Here is a 17,348-nt window from a genome sequence, read left to right as displayed (position 1 = left end):
AGCCTACCCCCGATCCGCATGTAATAAGGCGAACAAAAGATAGCCAAATAGCCCTACGGCGAGCAGAAGAGAGACCCCATCGAAAATGTTCATTAAAATCCCCAAGCTATGGTTAACGGCGCTTGGTGAGAATTTTCTGCGGGACACCCGTAAATTAGCTAGGTGGACAGAGAGGAAATGAGTAAAGAGCACGTAAACACAATGAGATTGTATTCGACGTAGAGGACATATTCTTGTTACTAGATGGGGAAACCTGGTGCGCACGTCCTTGCCGTTGATCAACTTGAAGATCTCACGCAAGCAGGCCGGGTCGTATTCGGAGGGCACCGGATATTCCAATCGTTGAAGCGCACGTTGAGCACCTTGGCATACACCTAGAACGACTCAGCCACCTGGTCATTGAAGCTGGCAAAAAAGCGTAGGCTGTGGAGCAAGGTACGCCGGGCTTCAGGGAAATCGGTGCCTTATTTGTCGAGCTTTTCGATGATCGACACAAACTCATTGCCTCCCGCGTCGGTCGAGTGGTTGGGAGGGTTTTCCGGGTCGGCAGTCTCATTCAGGGTGATCGACCACGCGAAGTCAGAATAGATCACCACGAGCATTTCCTAGTGCTGGTTTTCCCGATTTTTTCGCCCCGTCTTTCAGTAGTTCTTCGGTCTTAGCGATCCATTGCCGCTGGCGAAGAAGGTACGGTGCGCGGTTCTTCAGGGGGGACTTGGGCGGCCACGCCGACGGACAGCCGGGCGGCGCGGAACACTTCGGGGTGGCGCTTGGCGTCACTGTCTGGCGCCTCGCCACGGGGCGGTCACCAGTTTTTGGCCGGTGACGCAACCGGAATATGACGTGAAGCCCACACTGGTGACATGGGTGGAGGTGAAAATCGCTCCGGACAACGTCTGGTAGTAAATATCCGTCAAGTTAGGCTGCGCCTGGCCAACGTCTTTCATCGCCTTGCCCATCCGCGACATCGGCGGGCGGGCGACGGAGGTTGCCTGCACGGTTTGCGGATCGTGATCCATCAGATCGTTGAAATAACTCAGCGAAAGCAGCGTGACATCAGTAGGCACCAGGGCACTGAACGAAAATCCCGAGCCCACCGGCCAAGCCTTGCGCGGTTCCCGGACGATGACCTGCACAAGTACGTCGAATACGCCGCGGTTCATGAATAACGGGCTGCCCCTCTCACTCGTTTGCGTCCCTTAACAGCGGAAGTTCAGTTCGAGCGTCTTGTAAAAATCAGTCCGTAAATAGCGTCGGCCACTCGTGGAAAAACCTCACAGTCGAGGGCGCCAAAAAAGCGACGCTGATTCGCTCTCATCGCGATAACCTAAGCAAGTGGCGACCCGCTCGCCACTTATCAACCGGCACGCTCACCAGGAGAGTACTGTGACTAAGGTTATGCGCAACAGTTCTTATCCCTACACTTAGCCCCTCCCCTATGCTCACGTCAACGGCAGGGGTCTGAACTTCGCTTACGTTAGACGATTGTTTGAGGGCACTGTCGAGGCCAACTTCCTAAGCTCAGCAAGCGCATTGATACGCCAGCAATTGCCCGATCACGGTTGCTCGCTGAATAGGCCAGCGGATCAGTACGTTTTTAAGGTAGGCATGCCAATTTATCAAAAGCACTCACATGTGTTGGCAAAACTTGCTAACGAAAATCGTTGGGATTTTGAGTCCTCGTACTCATCTGAGAACTCTAGGTTCTGGAGTTTGCAGACAGAGCGCGAGCCTATAATATTCAATGGGCCGGCCTTGATGTCGCGCGATTTGTCGGGGGGGATTATTCCAAGCTGACGGTAAGTACGCTTCGGACCTTCTTCGAAATGAGTCTGCCTCATCCTTGAACGCTTGGCGCCGCAATCCTAGGTCAGTCACAAATGGAAAAACCGAGTGTTGAGTACAGCAACCAGCAACGCTGGTTTGCCCTGACCAAGATAAACATCCTCTCAGCCCTGTCGCAGATCGTGCAGATCGGTACAGTCACTCCGCTGCTGTCGCTTTCGCTTGAGCGGCAAGGGGTCGAGCCGGCAAAAATCGGTGTGATTGTCAGCGCCTCGTGGCTGGCTATTTTACTGCTCTACAAATGGGTTCCACGCTTACTGGCCTATCAGGGGCTCGTAAGGACTAATATCCTCAGCGCAGTGCTGACTATTGCTGCGCTGATCGGTATGACCCTGACAACCCATCTGGTACTGATTTTTTCGCTGAACGTTTTGCTCGGCATCGGCTTGATCTTGCGCTGGATCGCGTGCGATACGTGGATCGTCGCGGTCGCCTCGAAAGATGAGCGTGGCCGGGCGATCGGCGTCCATGAGACCTTGATGGGCCTGGGTATTGCTGTAGGCCCGCTGCTGCTGATTGTATTTGGCGTCGGGAGCGCCGCACCTTACTACGCCTGTGCCGTGATGGTGTTGATGTCCGGCGCGCTGGCTTTAACCCTTAAGACCTACGACACGCAGCCGAAAACTCCAGTTGAAAAACGCCACGGCAAAATGTTCAGGGTCATCCCGACGGCTCTATGTGCCGCATTTATCGCAGGTTTTTCGGAAACCTCATCCGTATCGTTCCTTGCAGGCTACAGCCTCTCGGCCGGCTATCTGTTGACCGCCGCGACCCTCCTGATATCGGTCTTCGGAATTGGCGGCACCGCCCTTCAACTGCCGATCGGCTGGCTGGCTGACCGCAGCTCTTACAAGGTCGGCCAGCTAGTCTGCAGCCTGATACTGTTGCTGGGCACATTGGCCATTCCGCTCAGCCAGCCGCTTCCTTGGTTGGCGGCGATTATTGTGTTCCTCTGGGGAGGAGCCATCGGAGGCATGAACACCCTGGCCGTGATCGAAGCAGGAGGCCGGGTTGGCGAACATCAAGTGTCCACCGCCATGACGTCGATTGCGATTTTCTACACCTTGGGCAGCGTATTGGGCCCCATTGCCACTGGCGCCTTAGTGTCTTATATCAGTGAGCAAGGATTGATGATTTCAGTGGGCGCAGTCGGTGCGCTGTTCATTGCAATGGTGCTGTTGCGTGGTATTCCGCGATCACCGTGATACGTCCCAACTGCTTGGCTGAATATCCTAGCATGCCGCGACCCGGTACTCAGCAAGCCACATTCACGTATGTTTGCGCGATACCGAAAAAGGACAGCCCTGCGTATCTGTCGAGGCGCTGGGCCAGTTGCAGGACGTTTGACTGCTCGCGCTCGGCAAAACGCAAGGCTCCGTTCCTGAAAGCTCTGGCTGGCTTTGGTCGGCGGGATCGCTGGGAGAAAAATCTCCACATCGAATGTGCAGGCATGCTACCCAGCGCGTCGGACAGCGAGGCAATAGCGCTCTACTCGTGTACAAAGGTGTCGGGATGTTTATGGGCGATCCTGAGAGTCTTTAGGTTTCGTCGGGCAGGCTGTTTAGCTGATCATTTCTGCCTTTCCACAAACCATGGAGTTCCATTCACTTCCGGTAGATTGCTACATTGGGGGCACATCTGAGGGCATACGTTGGATGGTTTGAAAAGGATGCCCCCAGCCTGAAGTCCAACAGTTCCCTTCTAGAAAAGTCACCCGTTGTTGTTCCCACACACCGCGGTGTGAAGGTAGGCCGATGAGATGCTCTCCTCTGCCAAAGTGCGTGAGCAACCGAGTGATACCTCCTGTGCAATTAATATTTCAAGTGTAAGTCGCCAAGCTGAATTCAGGTATTACTCCGACGCTTTTCAAAACGCTGCCAAAAGTCGGCTGCTCACTCCAGGGGCCAGCAGGCTTTACCAGACCTCTAGTTGGACAAAGGCTGCTAACGGTAAAGAGCAAAAATTCAGTAGGCGCAGTTCCTTGTCTGCCTTGCTGCGATATCTGACACACAGGCAGTCGTGGTCTGACAGCCGCTCTCAGCAATTTTCCGTCGTACGTGTATGGTTGCTTTCGGTTAGTCTTGTCGACTAGGAGCAGGGGAACAAGATGCAATAGGACGCCTGCATTGGATTGTCGTCAAGGAAGTCAACCTTAGCATGCACATCACTTTTGGCCTTTTCTTGGATACCCGTCAGGGTCCGTCCCCGACGAACTTCTTCAATACCCCGATAGTGGGCCGCCTCGGATTCCTGTCCCTGCTGGAGACCTACCTTGGTCTAAGCGCGCCAGAAGCGTCCAAGGCCAGACGCGTGACCATCTACTCTGGCCTGCTGCGCGTCCATGACAACAACTCGCGCTTTTACAGTGAGTCCCTGAAGGCCGACAGTATTGGTACGGCTGCGCGCCTCCTGGCCTGGCGTGACGAGTGGCGGCTTGGCGGTTGGGACGGCAGCGCTAATCCAGAGCATGCTTCGCGAATCCAGGAGCTTGCCGCCATTGAAAAGGCAGCTCTCGAAACGCTGCCGCCCGGAGAGGCCGATCGCTTGCACCTGGTGATACAGGCTCTGAGTGCGTCCGCCCCCGGCCCCATCAAGTCAGTTCACCTGGTTGACCCGCCCGAGGATTTCCCGCTTCTCTGGCGGCAGGTGCTCGAGCGCCTGCCAGCGGTCGAAGTCCGACTTCCCGAGCCACAGGGAGAAGGCCAACTTCGTGCGTTGCAAGAGCAAGCCCTAACCGTTCTGGCTGGAGGCTCCGCGGGCAATCTGACCGTGCAGACCGACGGGAGTGTCTTGCTAGTGCACGCTCTCGCGGCCACGACCGCCGAACACTGGTTGAGCGCACAGCACTCGCACCAGCCCGGCGACCGGCTGATCCTGGCTGAGGATGCGGGCGACTCGCTAGATGTGTCGCTGTCCGCGACCGGCGGGGTCAACTGCGGGTTCGAACGCCCTAGTCAGCTCCGCCCAGCCCTACAGGCACTAATCCTTGCCTTGGAAATGTGCTGGGAACCAATAGACATGAACCGACTGCTGGATTTCCTGACGCACCCAGTGGGCCCATTCAGTCGTCCTGCGAGAGGCAGGCTCGCTCGTGCTGTCGCCAAGCAGCCTGGAATTGGGAGCGAAGCCTGGACGGCGGCTAAGGCCAAGATCGCAGCGGGTAACAATGCCCAGGAAGTAGCAGATGAAATTACCTTCTGGCTGGAGTCAGAGCGCTGGTCACGCACCGATGGAGTGCCGGTCGATGCACTGATTGCTCGCGTCGCCCGGATGAAGGAGGCTATGCGGCTTCGCCTCTCAGGTGAATCCGCTGATGCGGCGAGTTTTACGGCGGCGCATAGCCAATGTGCGGCTGTCCATGAAGCATTGATCGAGCTGGCTCGGCAAGGGTTGGCCACGGTGCTGCCTCGGCAAGTCGAGCAGTTGGTCGCCCACGCCACGCCCGCAGGGGCAACCAACCCCGCAGCGGTTTCCCATGTCGGTTGCATGCGCTCGACCAGCACCGCAGCCGCGTGCATCGAAGCAGCTGATGAGGTGATCTGGTGGATGCCATCTACGCCTGCCCTGCCCTCGCCTCTGCCTTGGTCTCCTGCCGAGGTGAACGCTCTTACACAATTAGGTGTGCAGTTGCGAGACCCGGCGCGTGAGCTTGTATCGTTAGCACTGAAGTGGCTGCGGCCACTACTTGCTGCGAGAAAAAGATTCATCATCGTCTGCCCTCCCCCCGGTACAGAAGTACATCCGATTCGCCAGATTCTTAAGAAGCTCGTACCGGATATCGAGTCCGCTTCGCTTGACCTGGACATTGCACTCGACTCCACACTTCTCGGGGTAACCGCTGAGGTGCTTGCACCTCAGTCGCTGCCAGCTACTCCACGACACATCCAACTCCCTCATCCCGTGCAGCTCGGCGACGTTTTACAGTCGTTCACTACGCTCAACGAACTCTTCAATGACGCAGCCCTATTCGTTCTGAAACGAGTGGCGAAGCTGGATCCGACCTCCGTCCTGGCGGTGGATGAGGACAACCGCTTGCTGGGTATCCTCGCTCATCGGGTACTCGAGAAACTCTTCGCGCACAACGATGCCTTGAGTTTGTCAAACTCCGATGCCCTTGCGTGGTTCCGCGCCGAAGCAGACTCGCTCTTGCTGACTGAAGGCGCTGTACTACTCATGCAGGGCGCAGGAGTAACGCAGCAGCACTTCCGGAAGGTTTGCGAACTAGCCATCGGCAGTCTCCTCGATCACCTCAGGCTCGCTGGTGCCGTTCAGGTTCAGACGGAGGTGGAGCTCAGAGGAACCTTGGGAGCAGTCCCGCTGATCGGCAAAATTGACCTCTTGGTCACGCTTGGTGACAAGCGAACTGTCGCCGTGGACATAAAATGGAGAGGCGATACCTACTACGCCGGGCTGCTTCGCTCTGGTGAACACCTACAGTTGGCCCTCTACTCCAGCCTTATAGAGCAAACAAGCGGTGTCGCACCCGCTGCGCTTGGCTACTTCATCCTAGAAAGCGGCGGACTGTACATCAGCGCTGCTGACATTTTCCCAAAAGCGCAGGTTAGAAGACCGCCGGACGGCGCAACCGTCTCCAGCATACTAGACCGCGCGCGCGCTACGTGGAAATGGCGCAAGGAACAACTGGATGAAGGGACCATCGAAGTCGTTCCGGAAGATCCGAGCGACGAGTTCCAGGGCCCTGAGGGAACCCTTCCGGTCAAAGGTCCAAGCAAATGGGACCGAGACCACCTTATCTTGCTGGGAGGCTGGAAATGATGAACAACATCGAATTCATCAGTGCAGGCGCCGGCAGTGGCAAGACCTACAAGCTGACTGAAACACTCGCCCAAGCCCTAGAGTCGGGCACAGCCCGCCCTCACGCCATCTTGGCCACGACCTTCACCGTGAAGGCCGCTACCGAGCTGCGTGAACGCGCTCGCTCCTGGCTGCTTGAAAAGGGACGTATCGACCTGGCCACAGCTATCGGCCAGGCCCGCTTGGGCACCGTCAATAGCGTTTGCGGCCAGATGCTCAAGCGGTTCTGCTTTGAGCTGGGGCTTTCTCCCGATCAGACTGTATTGGGCGAAGGTCAATCCAAGAGACTGCTCAAAGCTACACTTGCAGAGTCGATGGAAGCCGACGCTCAAACGGAACTGGTTCGGCTCACAGAGCGGTTCGGTATCGAGCAGGCGGACTGGTCCAAGACTGTTGAGGCTGTCGTTAAGGCCGCGCTCGACAACGATATCGGGCCGGATGAACTTCGAGTGATGGGTTCCCAGAATGCAGACGCGATGCTCACGAATTGGCCTACTCCGGCTACGGGGGTGGATCCGACCGAAGCATTGGCGACTGCGCTGGCCGAAGCGTACAGGGGAGTGGCGGCATACGTAGAACAGCAGCAAGCTGCCGATGTCAAAGTTGCAGACAACCTATTAAAAGGCCTAGAGGGACTCCAGAAGCTGGATCGACTCTTCCGTGAAGGCCGCTGGAGCTGGCCAGACTGGATCGGTGCAGCCGGGTTCGACGCCGGCGCCAAAGTCAGAGATATCGTAGCACCAGTCAAATCCGCAGCGCAGGCCCATGAGTCTCACCCGGCTTTTCATGCCGAGGTCCGCCAGTACCTTGACCACGTCTTCAACCTAGCCGCCGACGTTCTCAATGCATATGAGCAGGCTAAGAAGGCGCTGGGTGCCGTCGACTTCAGCGACCAAGAGGTGTTGCTGCTACGTGCGTTGAGGACAAAGCCAGCTGTCCGTGAAGTCTTGGCTGCAGAACTGGATCTGATCATGATTGATGAGTTCCAGGACACCAGCCCGCTCCAACTGGCGCTTTTCATCGAGCTGGCCAAGCTAGCTAAGAAGTCGGTGTGGGTCGGCGACCCCAAACAGGCTATCTACGGCTTCCGCGGTACTGACGCAAGCCTCATTTCCGGCGTTCTCAATGCCATCAAGGACTGGGGCGGAATCGTAGGGAAGGCCCTGGACACTTCCAGACGCTCCAACGAAAGCCTGGTCTCGCTCACCAATGGTCTATTCAACTCTGCATTTGAGCCCGAGCTGACGCCCGAGCAGGTTCGGTTGCAGTCACTGCGCAAGGACATTCCGGACCAGCCTGCGCTATTGAACTGGAACTTCGAGAGCAGTCGAAACGACTCGGATTACCTATGTCTTGGTCAGGCCATCCGCGAGCTGTTGGAATCCGGGACCAAGGTCGAAGACAAGGACACCAAGGAGCTCCGCCCGATTCAGGCCGGCGATATTGGAGTGTTGTGTCGCTACAACGACCAGGTCGAATTTGCCGTCACGTCACTCACCCGCTGGGGCATTCCGTCAGCCAGCCCACGCTCCGGCTTGTTGGGGGCCGCCGAAGCCATCTATGTCATGGCCTGTCTGAGGCGTATGAACGACCCAACCGACACTGTCGCCACGGCGCTGGTTATAACACTGGCCGACAGCACTCCGATCGAAACCTGGCTTGCAGACAGGCTGCAGCACCTCGCCACGGATGAGGCCAAGCCATACGAGTGGCTGACGACGGGCGATAGCGCTCATGAACTGATCGCCCGATTGGAAAAACTGCGCCCGACGCTAACGGCTTTGACGCCACTGGAGGTGCTACGACTTGCCGCTGCTGAGTCCCAAGTAGCAAGACTGGCCGGCCAATGGTCCACCTCCCCCCATGAGAGCCGCAACCGGATGTCAAACGTCGAGGCACTGGTTGAGCTCGGAAAGACTTTCGAGGACGAGTGCGTCGCCGCGAAGCGGCCAGCGACGGTAAGTGGCATGCTTCGTTGGCTGGATGAACTCGCTAGTCAAGAGGATGATAATCGGGCTACTTCTGCAGGCAACGCAGTCTCGGTTCTCACTTATCACGGGGCAAAGGGACTGGAGTGGCCAGTTGTCGTGCTGACAAGCCTCGATGCGATAGCACGTACTTCGCTTTGGGGCGTGCGCGCGAGGACAGTTGGAGGCTTCGACCCGCAGCAGCCACTCGCCAACCGCTTCGTCCACTGCTGGTTAAAGAGCTGGGGCAAGCGGTCCCAGCCCCAGGCCGCACTCAATGCCGAAGCCAGCGTAACTGGCCAAGCCATGCAGGCAGAGGCATTGGCGGAGAACAAGCGTCTTCTATACGTGGGCCTGACCCGCGCACGTGACATAAACGTAGCACTATCTTTCGTGCGTAAATCAGGACCGGGCCGCGCCTGGGTTGGCGAGATTCAAGGCGCAGCCGAGCTGTTGTTCGGTGACTCAGAAATCGTAACGACACCCGAAGGCAAGCAGCTCTCCAGACTATCGAAGTCCTGGAGCAAGGATGAGTGCTCAGCGGAGCCACCTTCCACAGCCCCCGAGGCCTGCCACTGGTTTACAGCTCGTCCGCGCGTGCAGGCCGAACCTTTGTGGCACCGACCGAGTTCTGCTTCGGGCGGTACATTCACAGTTGTCGAGACCGACGCCGTCGGAGTTCGGCTAAGTCTGGCAGGCAAGCCCGACATGGCATCGCTGGGCACTGCGCTCCACCTGTGCATCGCACGCGCCGGCGTGCTTGGCGGTATTTCTCCCCCTGACGTCGAGCGCATCCTGAAGATCTGGGCCGTGGCTGATTCTGTAGATAAGGATGCCGTGTGCACCCAGACCTCAGCGTTCCAAGCTTGGGTAGCCAAGCGCTGGCCTGACTGTCCCGTTTACGTCGAAGTGCCCATCGAAGCCAATGGCCCTAACGGCACTCGTATCCGGGGCCGCATCGACTTGCTGGTTGAACTGCCAGATAGTTGGATTCTCATGGACCACAAGTCGAACCCCGGTGGCTCAGCCAGAGACCAGGACCTGGTGGCGGAGCACGGCCCGCAGCTCGAGTCCTATGGTCATGCCCTTCTCAACGCGACCGGCAAGCCCGTGAGCGAGCGATGGCTCTACATGCCGGTCGCTGCACGAGCAGTCCGCCTCTCCTGACGCTCCCAGAAGCGTACCGGACTTAGTTAAGTAGAAACACGAGGGAAAGCAGAGATGGATGTGAAGTTCCTGTCGGCTTCGCAGACGCAGTCGACACTCATAGCACTGGTTGAGAACTGCGACTCGATGCAATGGGCAGTAGCCTGGGCGACCGAGAACGCGGTCTTCGAGGCAGCGATGAAAGACAGCTCGAAGTTCGAGCACTTCGTTGTCGGCACTCATATGTTCCAGACGCAGCCCGAGGTGCTTGAGCGGCAGCAGCGCTAGCGGCCGCAGCCGTCGTTCCTCCTACGGGCGACCTGTTCCACCCGAAGGTCTACCTGTTTCGTAACGGGCAACGCATACGCTGCGTGGTCGGGAGCCCAAATCTCACGAAGGCGGCGATGAGCCGAAACGTCGAGGCGAGCGTGCTGCTTGATGGCTCGCTCGACGATGCAGTGCTGGTAGAGCTCAGTCGCTTCATCGCAGAAGCGTGGAAGGGGGCGGAGGACATCTCTCACGAGTTCCTCTTTCGGTACCGTCACCAGTACGCAGCTAAGACGGCTGCGCGACAGGAACTGATCAAATTCGCTGACGTTCGGCCACCTTCTAAGCCGAATACCAAGCGCGCGCCACATGACATGAGCTGGGCGGACTACCTCGTGCAGGTCCGAAGCTCATCACACCCGTCTGAGCACCTGTTTAAGGAGCGCTTGGGCGTTCTGACAAAGGCTCGCGCCCTTTTTGCGACTGGCATACCCTACGCGAAGTGGAACGAGGACGACCGCAAGCTGGTCGCCGGCACTCTCGGGCGCAAGAAGTCTCAGCAGCCAGGCGTGGACTACGGGCTTTTCGGGAGCATGGGCGCAAGTGGGACGTTCGCGAACCTGGTCATCGAAGCGCCCACAGATCTCTCCCACGCCCTCGATTTCATCCCGTTGATGGGCGCGGTCACGCAGGGCGACTACGACCGCTACGGCAAAGCGTTCAGAGCAGCCTTCGATCAGGACGGGCGAGTCGGCGGACTACCGACCGCGACTAGGCTCTTGGTGATGAAGCGGCCTGACGCATTCGTGTGCATCGATTCGGCCAACCGGAAGGACTTGTGCGAAAACTTCGGTGTCAGCCCGAGCACAACGAACCTGGAGAACTACTGGCAGCGCATCATTGAGCCGATGCACGGTGATCCGTGGTGGAGACATCCGCAGCCGAGCAATGCGGCTGACGCAGAAATCTGGTTGGGACGCGCAGCGCTTCTGGACGCGATCTACTACACGCCCCGTTGAGCGTGCAGCTCTTCGACTTCCTGCGGACGCAGGACACGTCCATCCCCCCCTTGAAACCGCCGAGGTTCACAGATGGTGAAGAAGTCGCTGACTTGGTCATCGTCAAAAAATCTACATCCTGGCAAAGCCTATATAAATTAATAGCTTAAATTTAAATCCAGCCCATCAAACCGCCCTTTTCGCGTATCGCAGTATCACTAGACCACCGCGCTTAAACGTTAAAGCGAAACAATAGAACAACTTTCCGGCGTCAGAAAGCCAACAAAAATCTCTCCAATCTGCGGTTTACAAGACGACATTTACATGGTGATATCTTTGTGCCATTTATGAGTGTCATATCTATCCGTGAAGGGAGTCAACGTGAGCGTCAAGAGCAAAGGCTATCCAGCCACCGCTGTGTCTACGTGGAGCGGCTACGTCTACCAAGGGAAAATTGCACTATATCACTCCCTCAAGTTAATCCATCAGGGCGACTTAGATTTTGAGCTTCAACTAGATAGCAGCGACGATTTCGCCATTTACAAAAGCGGCGCACTTGTAAGCGCTCATCAAGTAAAAGCCAAGATTGGAACGTACAAAAGCGAGTACATCGAGGCACTGGAAAAATCATCTGCTGTCGAGTACGATCGAGTTAAAGGCGTATCACGATACTTCCATGTATCGGTCCAACTCAACGATACCGATGATTACACCGGAAACAACAACGAGCTGGTTAAATTCTACTCGTACGGGAACAACAAATATTGCGGTCTAGGCGAGATCGAAGGCCTCACAAAAGCTGTCATCAAAGAAATATGCAGCAGCAACTCCATCCTGCTAACCGACGAGCTCTTGCACTACAACTACTGCCTTCTGTCTGAAAAGATAAGCACACAAGCAGTCGCGATTCACCGAATGGTACAGGTCGACCGAGAAAAGGCCAACAAGGCAGCGTATGAAAGCCGTATTACAGCTCAGAGCCTAATAGACGATATTGTTAACAAGAACCCATACAACAACACTGAGTATTATGCGATCGATCTGAAGGCAAAGCTGCACAGCCATCTGGAAGACAGACTCGATCAAGCCTTACCTGGTATGAGCGACGCCTCGTACGGGCGAGCGCGTCGGCTCTTCGAACATATTCGGGATTCAGAAGCCAGCGACATGCAGACGCTTTGTCAATTGATAAAGCCATCAGAGCGTTTCTCCAGCATACAAAAAGCAGATATCCGGCGTTATTCCGGCCTTATCGAGGACATGTCGATTGAGCCGATTTTTAAACAATTCCCGCACTATCTGGACAGTGACAAGCGATTCTATCTTCCGACGGCCCTCGACCTTCCCTTCGTTGATGACCACGAGGGTTGCACTGTAGACCTGCTGGGAGAGATGGATACCAACGGAGATTTACTCAAGCTGCTGTTTGAGTACAACAACCTGATCCCCAGCAGATCTTCCGAGTCTTTCATCATCAACACCAAGTTCACGCACCCCAACGACCTTGACGATCAGCAGGTCAGAGACCGCATTGACAGCAACATTCTCAAATCATTTTGTTTAAGCATCGTGACTAAAGAAGACGCAGAGGCTCGTTTGAATGATAAATAAAATTATTGATGAGGCGCTCATTTATCATGGATTCACCAAAGACTTTGAAACCGACCTTACGAGCTTCTACGTTCGGGAATCCGGCTCCGCCATCCGCTTTGCGATTTTGCACAAGCTGGATCACTTACCCAGTCCCACCGAACTAAATGCTCTTATTAATCAATCGGCCCCCGACTCCTTCCTGAACCATCCAACATTCAAGAAAAACTGTGACCTCATCTGCATTCATCACCTGAACCACCTAGCTGAATTCAAAGACCAGGAAGAACAGATTTTTGCGATTGAAGAGGACCCTCACTTCTTCAAGAAATATGTACTTTACTACAGTGATACTGAGCAGCATGCCATCCAGGACTATACCTTCAACGAACTAGTGGCCACTGTCTCGGACAAGAGCCAGTTCAGCAACTACAAGGAAGACCCTCTGGCCGCTACGCACTACAGTGTTGCAGCAAAGATTTTCATCAAGCTTCCTTTTCTTGAGCTCCCGTTCACCCGAGGTGAGCTTATTTCCTTGCGCCTGCAAGCAGCCGACGCCGTAGCCGAAGCAGGCCTTGATGAAACCTACACAATCATCCAGAAACTCACGTCGAATAACGCTGAAGAATTGATCACGGAGCTGATGAGCAATGAAATGGAAAATAGCGCGGATTGAAGTTTCTCGATTCAAGGCTTTTAAACACGTCAATTTGGATCTTGGCACCTCATCGCTGCTAACGCTCGACGGGCCGAACGGGTACGGAAAAACCAGTGTCTTCGATGCTGTCGAGCTGTTGCTCACGGGTCAGATCAAGCGGATCGACAATCTTTTTTCGACATTGATGACGAAGCTCAAAACAAACTATGACGACAACCTCTTCTGGAACCAGCGCACCGATCAAAAAGACCTGAGCATCAAAATCGAATTCCATGATGGGGACAAACGCTTGGTTCTGGCCCGGCATGCGCCCGTAAAAGCGTTCGACAAGAAATCGAACAACCGAGCCGACAAGTTCAAGCACTTCAAGCTGTATGAACTCCCCGATTTCGAATCGAAAGCCTTCACGCCGGCCAACCTGCGTGAGAACGAGTTTCTAGACGAAGTCTTCGGCAGAAACTTCCGGGAAAATTTCACCTTCCTCAACTACCTTGAGCAAGGGCAGAACAAACTGCTTCACACGCGGGTAGACGAGCGTAAAGACCAGCTTGGCAACCTGTTCAACATCAACGATGTTGCAGCTGAGATTGAAAATTGCCGCTCACTCTCGACAAGGTTCACAAAATTCCTAGGGGACGAAAAACGCAAAGCTGATGAAGAAGCGCTTAACAATGAGTGCACAGCCCTGCGCGCGATGGTGCAAGCCGATCTGGGAAATATTGATTACAAAAAGCTGTCCACGGTTGAGGTTGGGCCGGGTTGGGATAAGGAAGATCCCTTCCCCACCTACGACTCAGAGATTCACACCCAGTTCTCGAACGCCATTCGCAAGCTAAATGGCCTGCTCCCTCAGAAAGCAGCCATTCGGGTCAGAGCTCAGAATGATGCCATCAATGCGGACATCGAGTCGCACGCGGAGTCGCTGAGCAGCTTGGCACTGCTGGGCACCGACTTGAACAAACTAGATGACCTGGAACAGATCAAAAAGGAGCTCGACGGGCTCGATAAAGCAGCCAAAATCGTCAAGAAAGGTGCTTCCGCCATCACTGCTGAGCAGGCACGAACACTGCCAAGTTGGGCTGCTGGTCGACTTGAATGGTTTGAAGAGCAAATCAAAGCGCGTAATGACCTGAACATCAAGAACACAGCCAATGACAGCGCCGCTGCCGAACTGGCCCGACTGAAGCAGCAGTTGCTTGATGAGCACGCCAAGCTCTATCCGGACGACAAGTTTTGCCCGTTGTGCGGGAATGACTGGAAAACTCACGTTGCAATGCTCGAAGCGATTGAGGTCAGAGCCCAAAAAATCTCTGACACCTTAGGAAAGGATGGGAAGGCACTCGTCGCGCTGACCACTGCGATGACCACTGAGTTGGGCACCATTGATACATTCATTCAGGGGCGCGAAGCGATCCTGAAACCTGGGTACAACGAGGCACTGCATCAGGCACTGGCCAAAGTTGAAACCCGCCTCCCTGCAATCCAGCAGCTCCTGGAACGGCTCAGGGGCGAAGGCATTCTGATCACCTTCACATTCAACAACGACGAAGTGGTGACAGAGGCTCGCCTGGAAGAACTGCGAAAATCGATGCACGCCAAGAAAACGGACGAGACAGTGGTGCTCCCTGACGATTGGCGGCAAACCATCGAAGCAGTCTTCAAGGACTTGCAGGATTTTTACATTTTCGACGCTCAGGATCTGGCAAAAAAAGAGCTCTACATCACGATCAAAGCCAACGAAGCGCAGAGCAGCCGACTTCAAAAATGCCTTGAAGAACTGCAGAAAATGCAACGCGAGACGGAGGCCGCCACCAGAGCAAAGGGCAAGGTCATCCAGCTGCGCGCTACCTTGGAGAAAGCGGAGCAGAAGTATGCAGATCAGACCATCTCGGAGATCGAGCTCATCTTCCACATCTACAGTGGGCGACTGATCCAGAACTACCAACGCGGCCTGGGGTTGTTCATCGAGAGCCGAGATGGCAAGCAGCTCAGGTTCCTGACGGCAGAAAAATCTGAGCATGACGCGGTCATGTCCATGAGCACGGGCCAGGTGTCGGCGCTGAGCCTGGCCTTCTTCCTGTCGCTCAACAAGGTCTACGCAGAAGTCCCGCTTATCCTCATCGACGATCCATCCCAATCTCTAGACGAGGTGAACATCGCATCTCTGACCGACCTGCTCCGCTGTGAGCTCAAACATAGCCAGTTGATCGTGTCGTCGCACGAGGACGATATCTCGGCGTACATGCGCTACCGCTTCAACCGGGCCGGTCTGACGACGAGCTCGCTCAACATGCAACGCTTGGCCAAGCAAGCGTCCTAATGGTCACCGCGTAGCAATTCAGCGACAGGAGTAACCGGAGCGAGTCATCGATACTGACGCCTTCGAGGTCGGGGTGCATGGAGCGCCCCGGGTACATCAATGCTGCGACATTACTAAGCAAGATCAATGATGACTGCGCGAAGCCTTCGATATCCAATGCTTATTGTCCGCAGCCGGCACAACGATCATTTTGTCGCTAGCCTACGACTGAGCGGCTGCAGATAAATTATCGATAGAGGCTTTGTTTAAGCCTAGTTCATAAGGCTGGGATAAGAGTTGCTCAAGCCCTATGCCCTCTTGTGGCAGACAGTCGCCCTCCTTCCACACATCGTGGACTTCCTGAGCGAGTTCAGGTATCCACGAAGTAACCGCTTGGTTGTCACCTGCGTAAAGGATGGGCAGTGGCCTGTGGCGACCGATAGTCAGCAGCTTTCGGTAGAGCCAGATCGCCGGGTACAGCTGGGTCTTATGCTTAGAGTTGTATCGCAGCGGTATTGAAACACCCTCGGGGTCCAGATCTCCGAAGTATTCCGCTCCGTCACCGTCAACCTCCCTGATGACTTCATCCAGCGCTGTACCCGTCGACGTAATGGCGCTACCCGCGCCATATACGACGGCCGCGTAGCGATGTGCGGTGTCGTTCCATTCGCCAAGGCTGAAGAACGTGTGATGGTTCTCCACGACCAGCACCGGCCGCCCTGGTTTGCCAGGCTGCTGTCGGTAAGGCAAGGGAAGGTCCACCTTTCTGGCACCAATCGCCGACAGAGCAAGCCTGCCGCCAAAAAGTGCATTGGATCGCACCCTGGCATCGAGGTATTTCTCATCCCCGAACATCTCAAGCGATCGCTCGCGCAACGGCACCGTCATAAAGCGCCCCTTGCGGCGGATGAGCCATTCGTTGACGACCTTGGCAGTCACCTTTTCGCTTTCCGTCAATTGCATCCAAAACCCCAATTCCGGCATCCAGGAAACGGTTGTCCAGTCTGGTTTCAACACCGAGATCGTTTCAACGATGACGGTGATAAACATGGGCATGGCCGGATTGCCAATCCGCTCGAAACTGCGGGGAGAAGGAAGTCTCAGGATGCCTTGCTCATCTCCAGCCCTAAGGGCTTCCATGAGTAACCTATCCCGATTGGGATGCTGTTGGAGCTCTGGATGGTGTTCTATCCAGAGGCTCCTTAACTTCAGCAGCTCTATGCGCTTTTTACGGCTGCCGCGCAACGCTTCAAAAAAAGCAATGTTCATCAATTTGTACCTGCTCTTTGCACCACAGTATTGAAGGTTGCAGTCGCCATCTGAATATGAGATCGCCCACTTTTCACGCCCTCCTTGCGCAGACGGATCACCCGCTGAAAGCCGGCAAGGATGTTCACATCCTTCATGGCTGTGAAGAAAATCAACTGCACACCAATGGCCTCGGCCAGCATGATCTGTACATCAATCAACGCCCGGGTCTGTACCTTGGCAAACGGATTATCAAGAATAAGGGGACACCCGCCTCCACGCTTAGTGACGGCCTGATGGGTACGCCGCAATTGGCTCATCATCAGGTACATGAACATGGCGATGACCACCCCTTGGCCACCAGACTTTTTCAGCCTCTGCGTATTTCGCTCATCGTGACCGGTCATTTCGCTAACAACGTGACCGGTTTCTCCACCCGATTGCGCGGGGTCTAAATTCTAACCGCATCGGTCACGATGCCGCTTCTTCTTCCGTCTTTTTACGTCGCAGCGACT

At 55.5% G+C, this 17,348-nt stretch carries 11 protein-coding genes and 1 pseudogene; 8 read left to right on the top strand and 4 right to left on the bottom strand.

The window, feature by feature from the left end:
* Positions 1 to 3: 3 nt before the first annotated feature.
* Positions 4 to 93, bottom strand: a complete 90-nt coding sequence (gene kdpF, locus K5E40_RS30970) for a K(+)-transporting ATPase subunit F (RefSeq protein WP_221734005.1) — start codon at positions 91 to 93, stop codon at positions 4 to 6.
* Positions 94 to 246: 153 nt separating this feature from the next.
* A pseudogene (locus tag K5E40_RS35235) lies at positions 247 to 1,145 on the bottom strand (D-arabinono-1,4-lactone oxidase); the annotation flags it as partial.
* A 735-nt stretch (positions 1,146 to 1,880) separates the two neighbouring features.
* Here K5E40_RS35235 and K5E40_RS30960 point away from each other — a divergent pair.
* The 8 genes from K5E40_RS30960 to K5E40_RS30925 all read left to right on the top strand — a co-directional run bounded on the left by K5E40_RS30960 (position 1,881) and on the right by K5E40_RS30925 (position 15,606).
* Positions 1,881 to 3,050, top strand: coding sequence for an MFS transporter (locus K5E40_RS30960; RefSeq protein WP_221733992.1), 1,170 nt, complete (start codon positions 1,881 to 1,883; stop codon positions 3,048 to 3,050).
* 952 nt (positions 3,051 to 4,002) lie between these two features.
* Positions 4,003 to 6,621 (top strand): PD-(D/E)XK nuclease family protein, encoded by a 2,619-nt coding sequence (locus K5E40_RS30955; protein WP_260456172.1) that lies wholly within the window; start codon positions 4,003 to 4,005, stop codon positions 6,619 to 6,621.
* Positions 6,618 to 9,794 (top strand): exodeoxyribonuclease V subunit beta, encoded by a 3,177-nt coding sequence (locus K5E40_RS30950; RefSeq protein WP_221733991.1) that lies wholly within the window; start codon positions 6,618 to 6,620, stop codon positions 9,792 to 9,794. The genes K5E40_RS30955 and K5E40_RS30950 overlap by 4 nt, the downstream gene beginning before the upstream one ends.
* Positions 9,795 to 9,848: 54 nt before the next feature.
* The gene (locus tag K5E40_RS30945; protein WP_221733990.1) at positions 9,849 to 10,061 is read left to right on the top strand and encodes a hypothetical protein; all 213 of its coding nucleotides are present in this window, start codon (positions 9,849 to 9,851) and stop codon (positions 10,059 to 10,061) included.
* Between the two features lie 116 nt (positions 10,062 to 10,177).
* A complete protein-coding gene (locus K5E40_RS30940) occupies positions 10,178 to 11,059 on the top strand; it encodes a hypothetical protein (protein ID WP_221733989.1) in 882 nt (293 codons plus the stop codon).
* 360 nt (positions 11,060 to 11,419) lie between these two features.
* Positions 11,420 to 12,649, top strand: a complete 1,230-nt coding sequence (locus K5E40_RS30935; RefSeq protein ID WP_102592360.1) for an ABC-three component system protein — start codon at positions 11,420 to 11,422, stop codon at positions 12,647 to 12,649.
* A complete protein-coding gene (locus tag K5E40_RS30930; protein WP_102592361.1) occupies positions 12,639 to 13,304 on the top strand; it encodes an ABC-three component system middle component 1 in 666 nt (221 codons plus the stop codon). The genes K5E40_RS30935 and K5E40_RS30930 overlap by 11 nt, the downstream gene beginning before the upstream one ends.
* Positions 13,279 to 15,606 carry an AAA family ATPase gene (locus tag K5E40_RS30925; protein WP_102592362.1) on the top strand — a complete coding sequence of 776 codons (2,328 nt, stop codon included), beginning with the start codon at positions 13,279 to 13,281 and terminating at the stop codon, positions 15,604 to 15,606. The genes K5E40_RS30930 and K5E40_RS30925 overlap by 26 nt, the downstream gene beginning before the upstream one ends.
* Positions 15,607 to 15,807: 201 nt before the next feature.
* Here the strand turns inward: K5E40_RS30925 and K5E40_RS30920 are convergent, their stop codons facing one another.
* Together K5E40_RS30920 and K5E40_RS30915 are read right to left on the bottom strand one after the other, a co-directional pair.
* Positions 15,808 to 16,854 carry a Wadjet anti-phage system protein JetD domain-containing protein gene (locus K5E40_RS30920; RefSeq protein WP_137206526.1) on the bottom strand — a complete coding sequence of 349 codons (1,047 nt, stop codon included), beginning with the start codon at positions 16,852 to 16,854 and terminating at the stop codon, positions 15,808 to 15,810.
* Positions 16,854 to 17,240: a hypothetical protein gene (locus tag K5E40_RS30915; protein ID WP_221733988.1), complete on the bottom strand. Its 387-nt coding sequence runs from the start codon at positions 17,238 to 17,240 to the stop codon at positions 16,854 to 16,856. Before K5E40_RS30915 ends, K5E40_RS30920 begins: the two co-directional genes overlap by 1 nt.
* Positions 17,241 to 17,348: the final 108 nt, after the last annotated feature.

Source organism: Pseudomonas baetica (assembly GCF_019733355.1).
GTDB lineage: Bacteria > Pseudomonadota > Gammaproteobacteria > Pseudomonadales > Pseudomonadaceae > Aquipseudomonas > Aquipseudomonas baetica_A.
The sequence above is the reverse complement of the archived record's forward strand: the minus strand, read 5'-3'. Positions and strand labels throughout refer to the sequence as shown.

Coding starts and splice junctions, on each gene's coding strand:
- kdpF (WP_221734005.1), bottom strand. CDS start 93: ATGAACATTTTCGATGGGGTCTCTCTTCTGCTCGCCGTAGGGCTATTT.
- K5E40_RS30960 (WP_221733992.1), top strand. CDS start 1,881: ATGGAAAAACCGAGTGTTGAGTACAGCAACCAGCAACGCTGGTTTGCC.
- K5E40_RS30955 (WP_260456172.1), top strand. CDS start 4,003: ATGCACATCACTTTTGGCCTTTTCTTGGATACCCGTCAGGGTCCGTCC.
- K5E40_RS30950 (WP_221733991.1), top strand. CDS start 6,618: ATGATGAACAACATCGAATTCATCAGTGCAGGCGCCGGCAGTGGCAAG.
- K5E40_RS30945 (WP_221733990.1), top strand. CDS start 9,849: ATGGATGTGAAGTTCCTGTCGGCTTCGCAGACGCAGTCGACACTCATA.
- K5E40_RS30940 (WP_221733989.1), top strand. CDS start 10,178: ATGAGCCGAAACGTCGAGGCGAGCGTGCTGCTTGATGGCTCGCTCGAC.
- K5E40_RS30930 (WP_102592361.1), top strand. CDS start 12,639: ATGATAAATAAAATTATTGATGAGGCGCTCATTTATCATGGATTCACC.
- K5E40_RS30925 (WP_102592362.1), top strand. CDS start 13,279: ATGAAATGGAAAATAGCGCGGATTGAAGTTTCTCGATTCAAGGCTTTT.
- K5E40_RS30920 (WP_137206526.1), bottom strand. CDS start 16,854: ATGAACATTGCTTTTTTTGAAGCGTTGCGCGGCAGCCGTAAAAAGCGC.
- K5E40_RS30915 (WP_221733988.1), bottom strand. CDS start 17,240: ATGACCGGTCACGATGAGCGAAATACGCAGAGGCTGAAAAAGTCTGGT.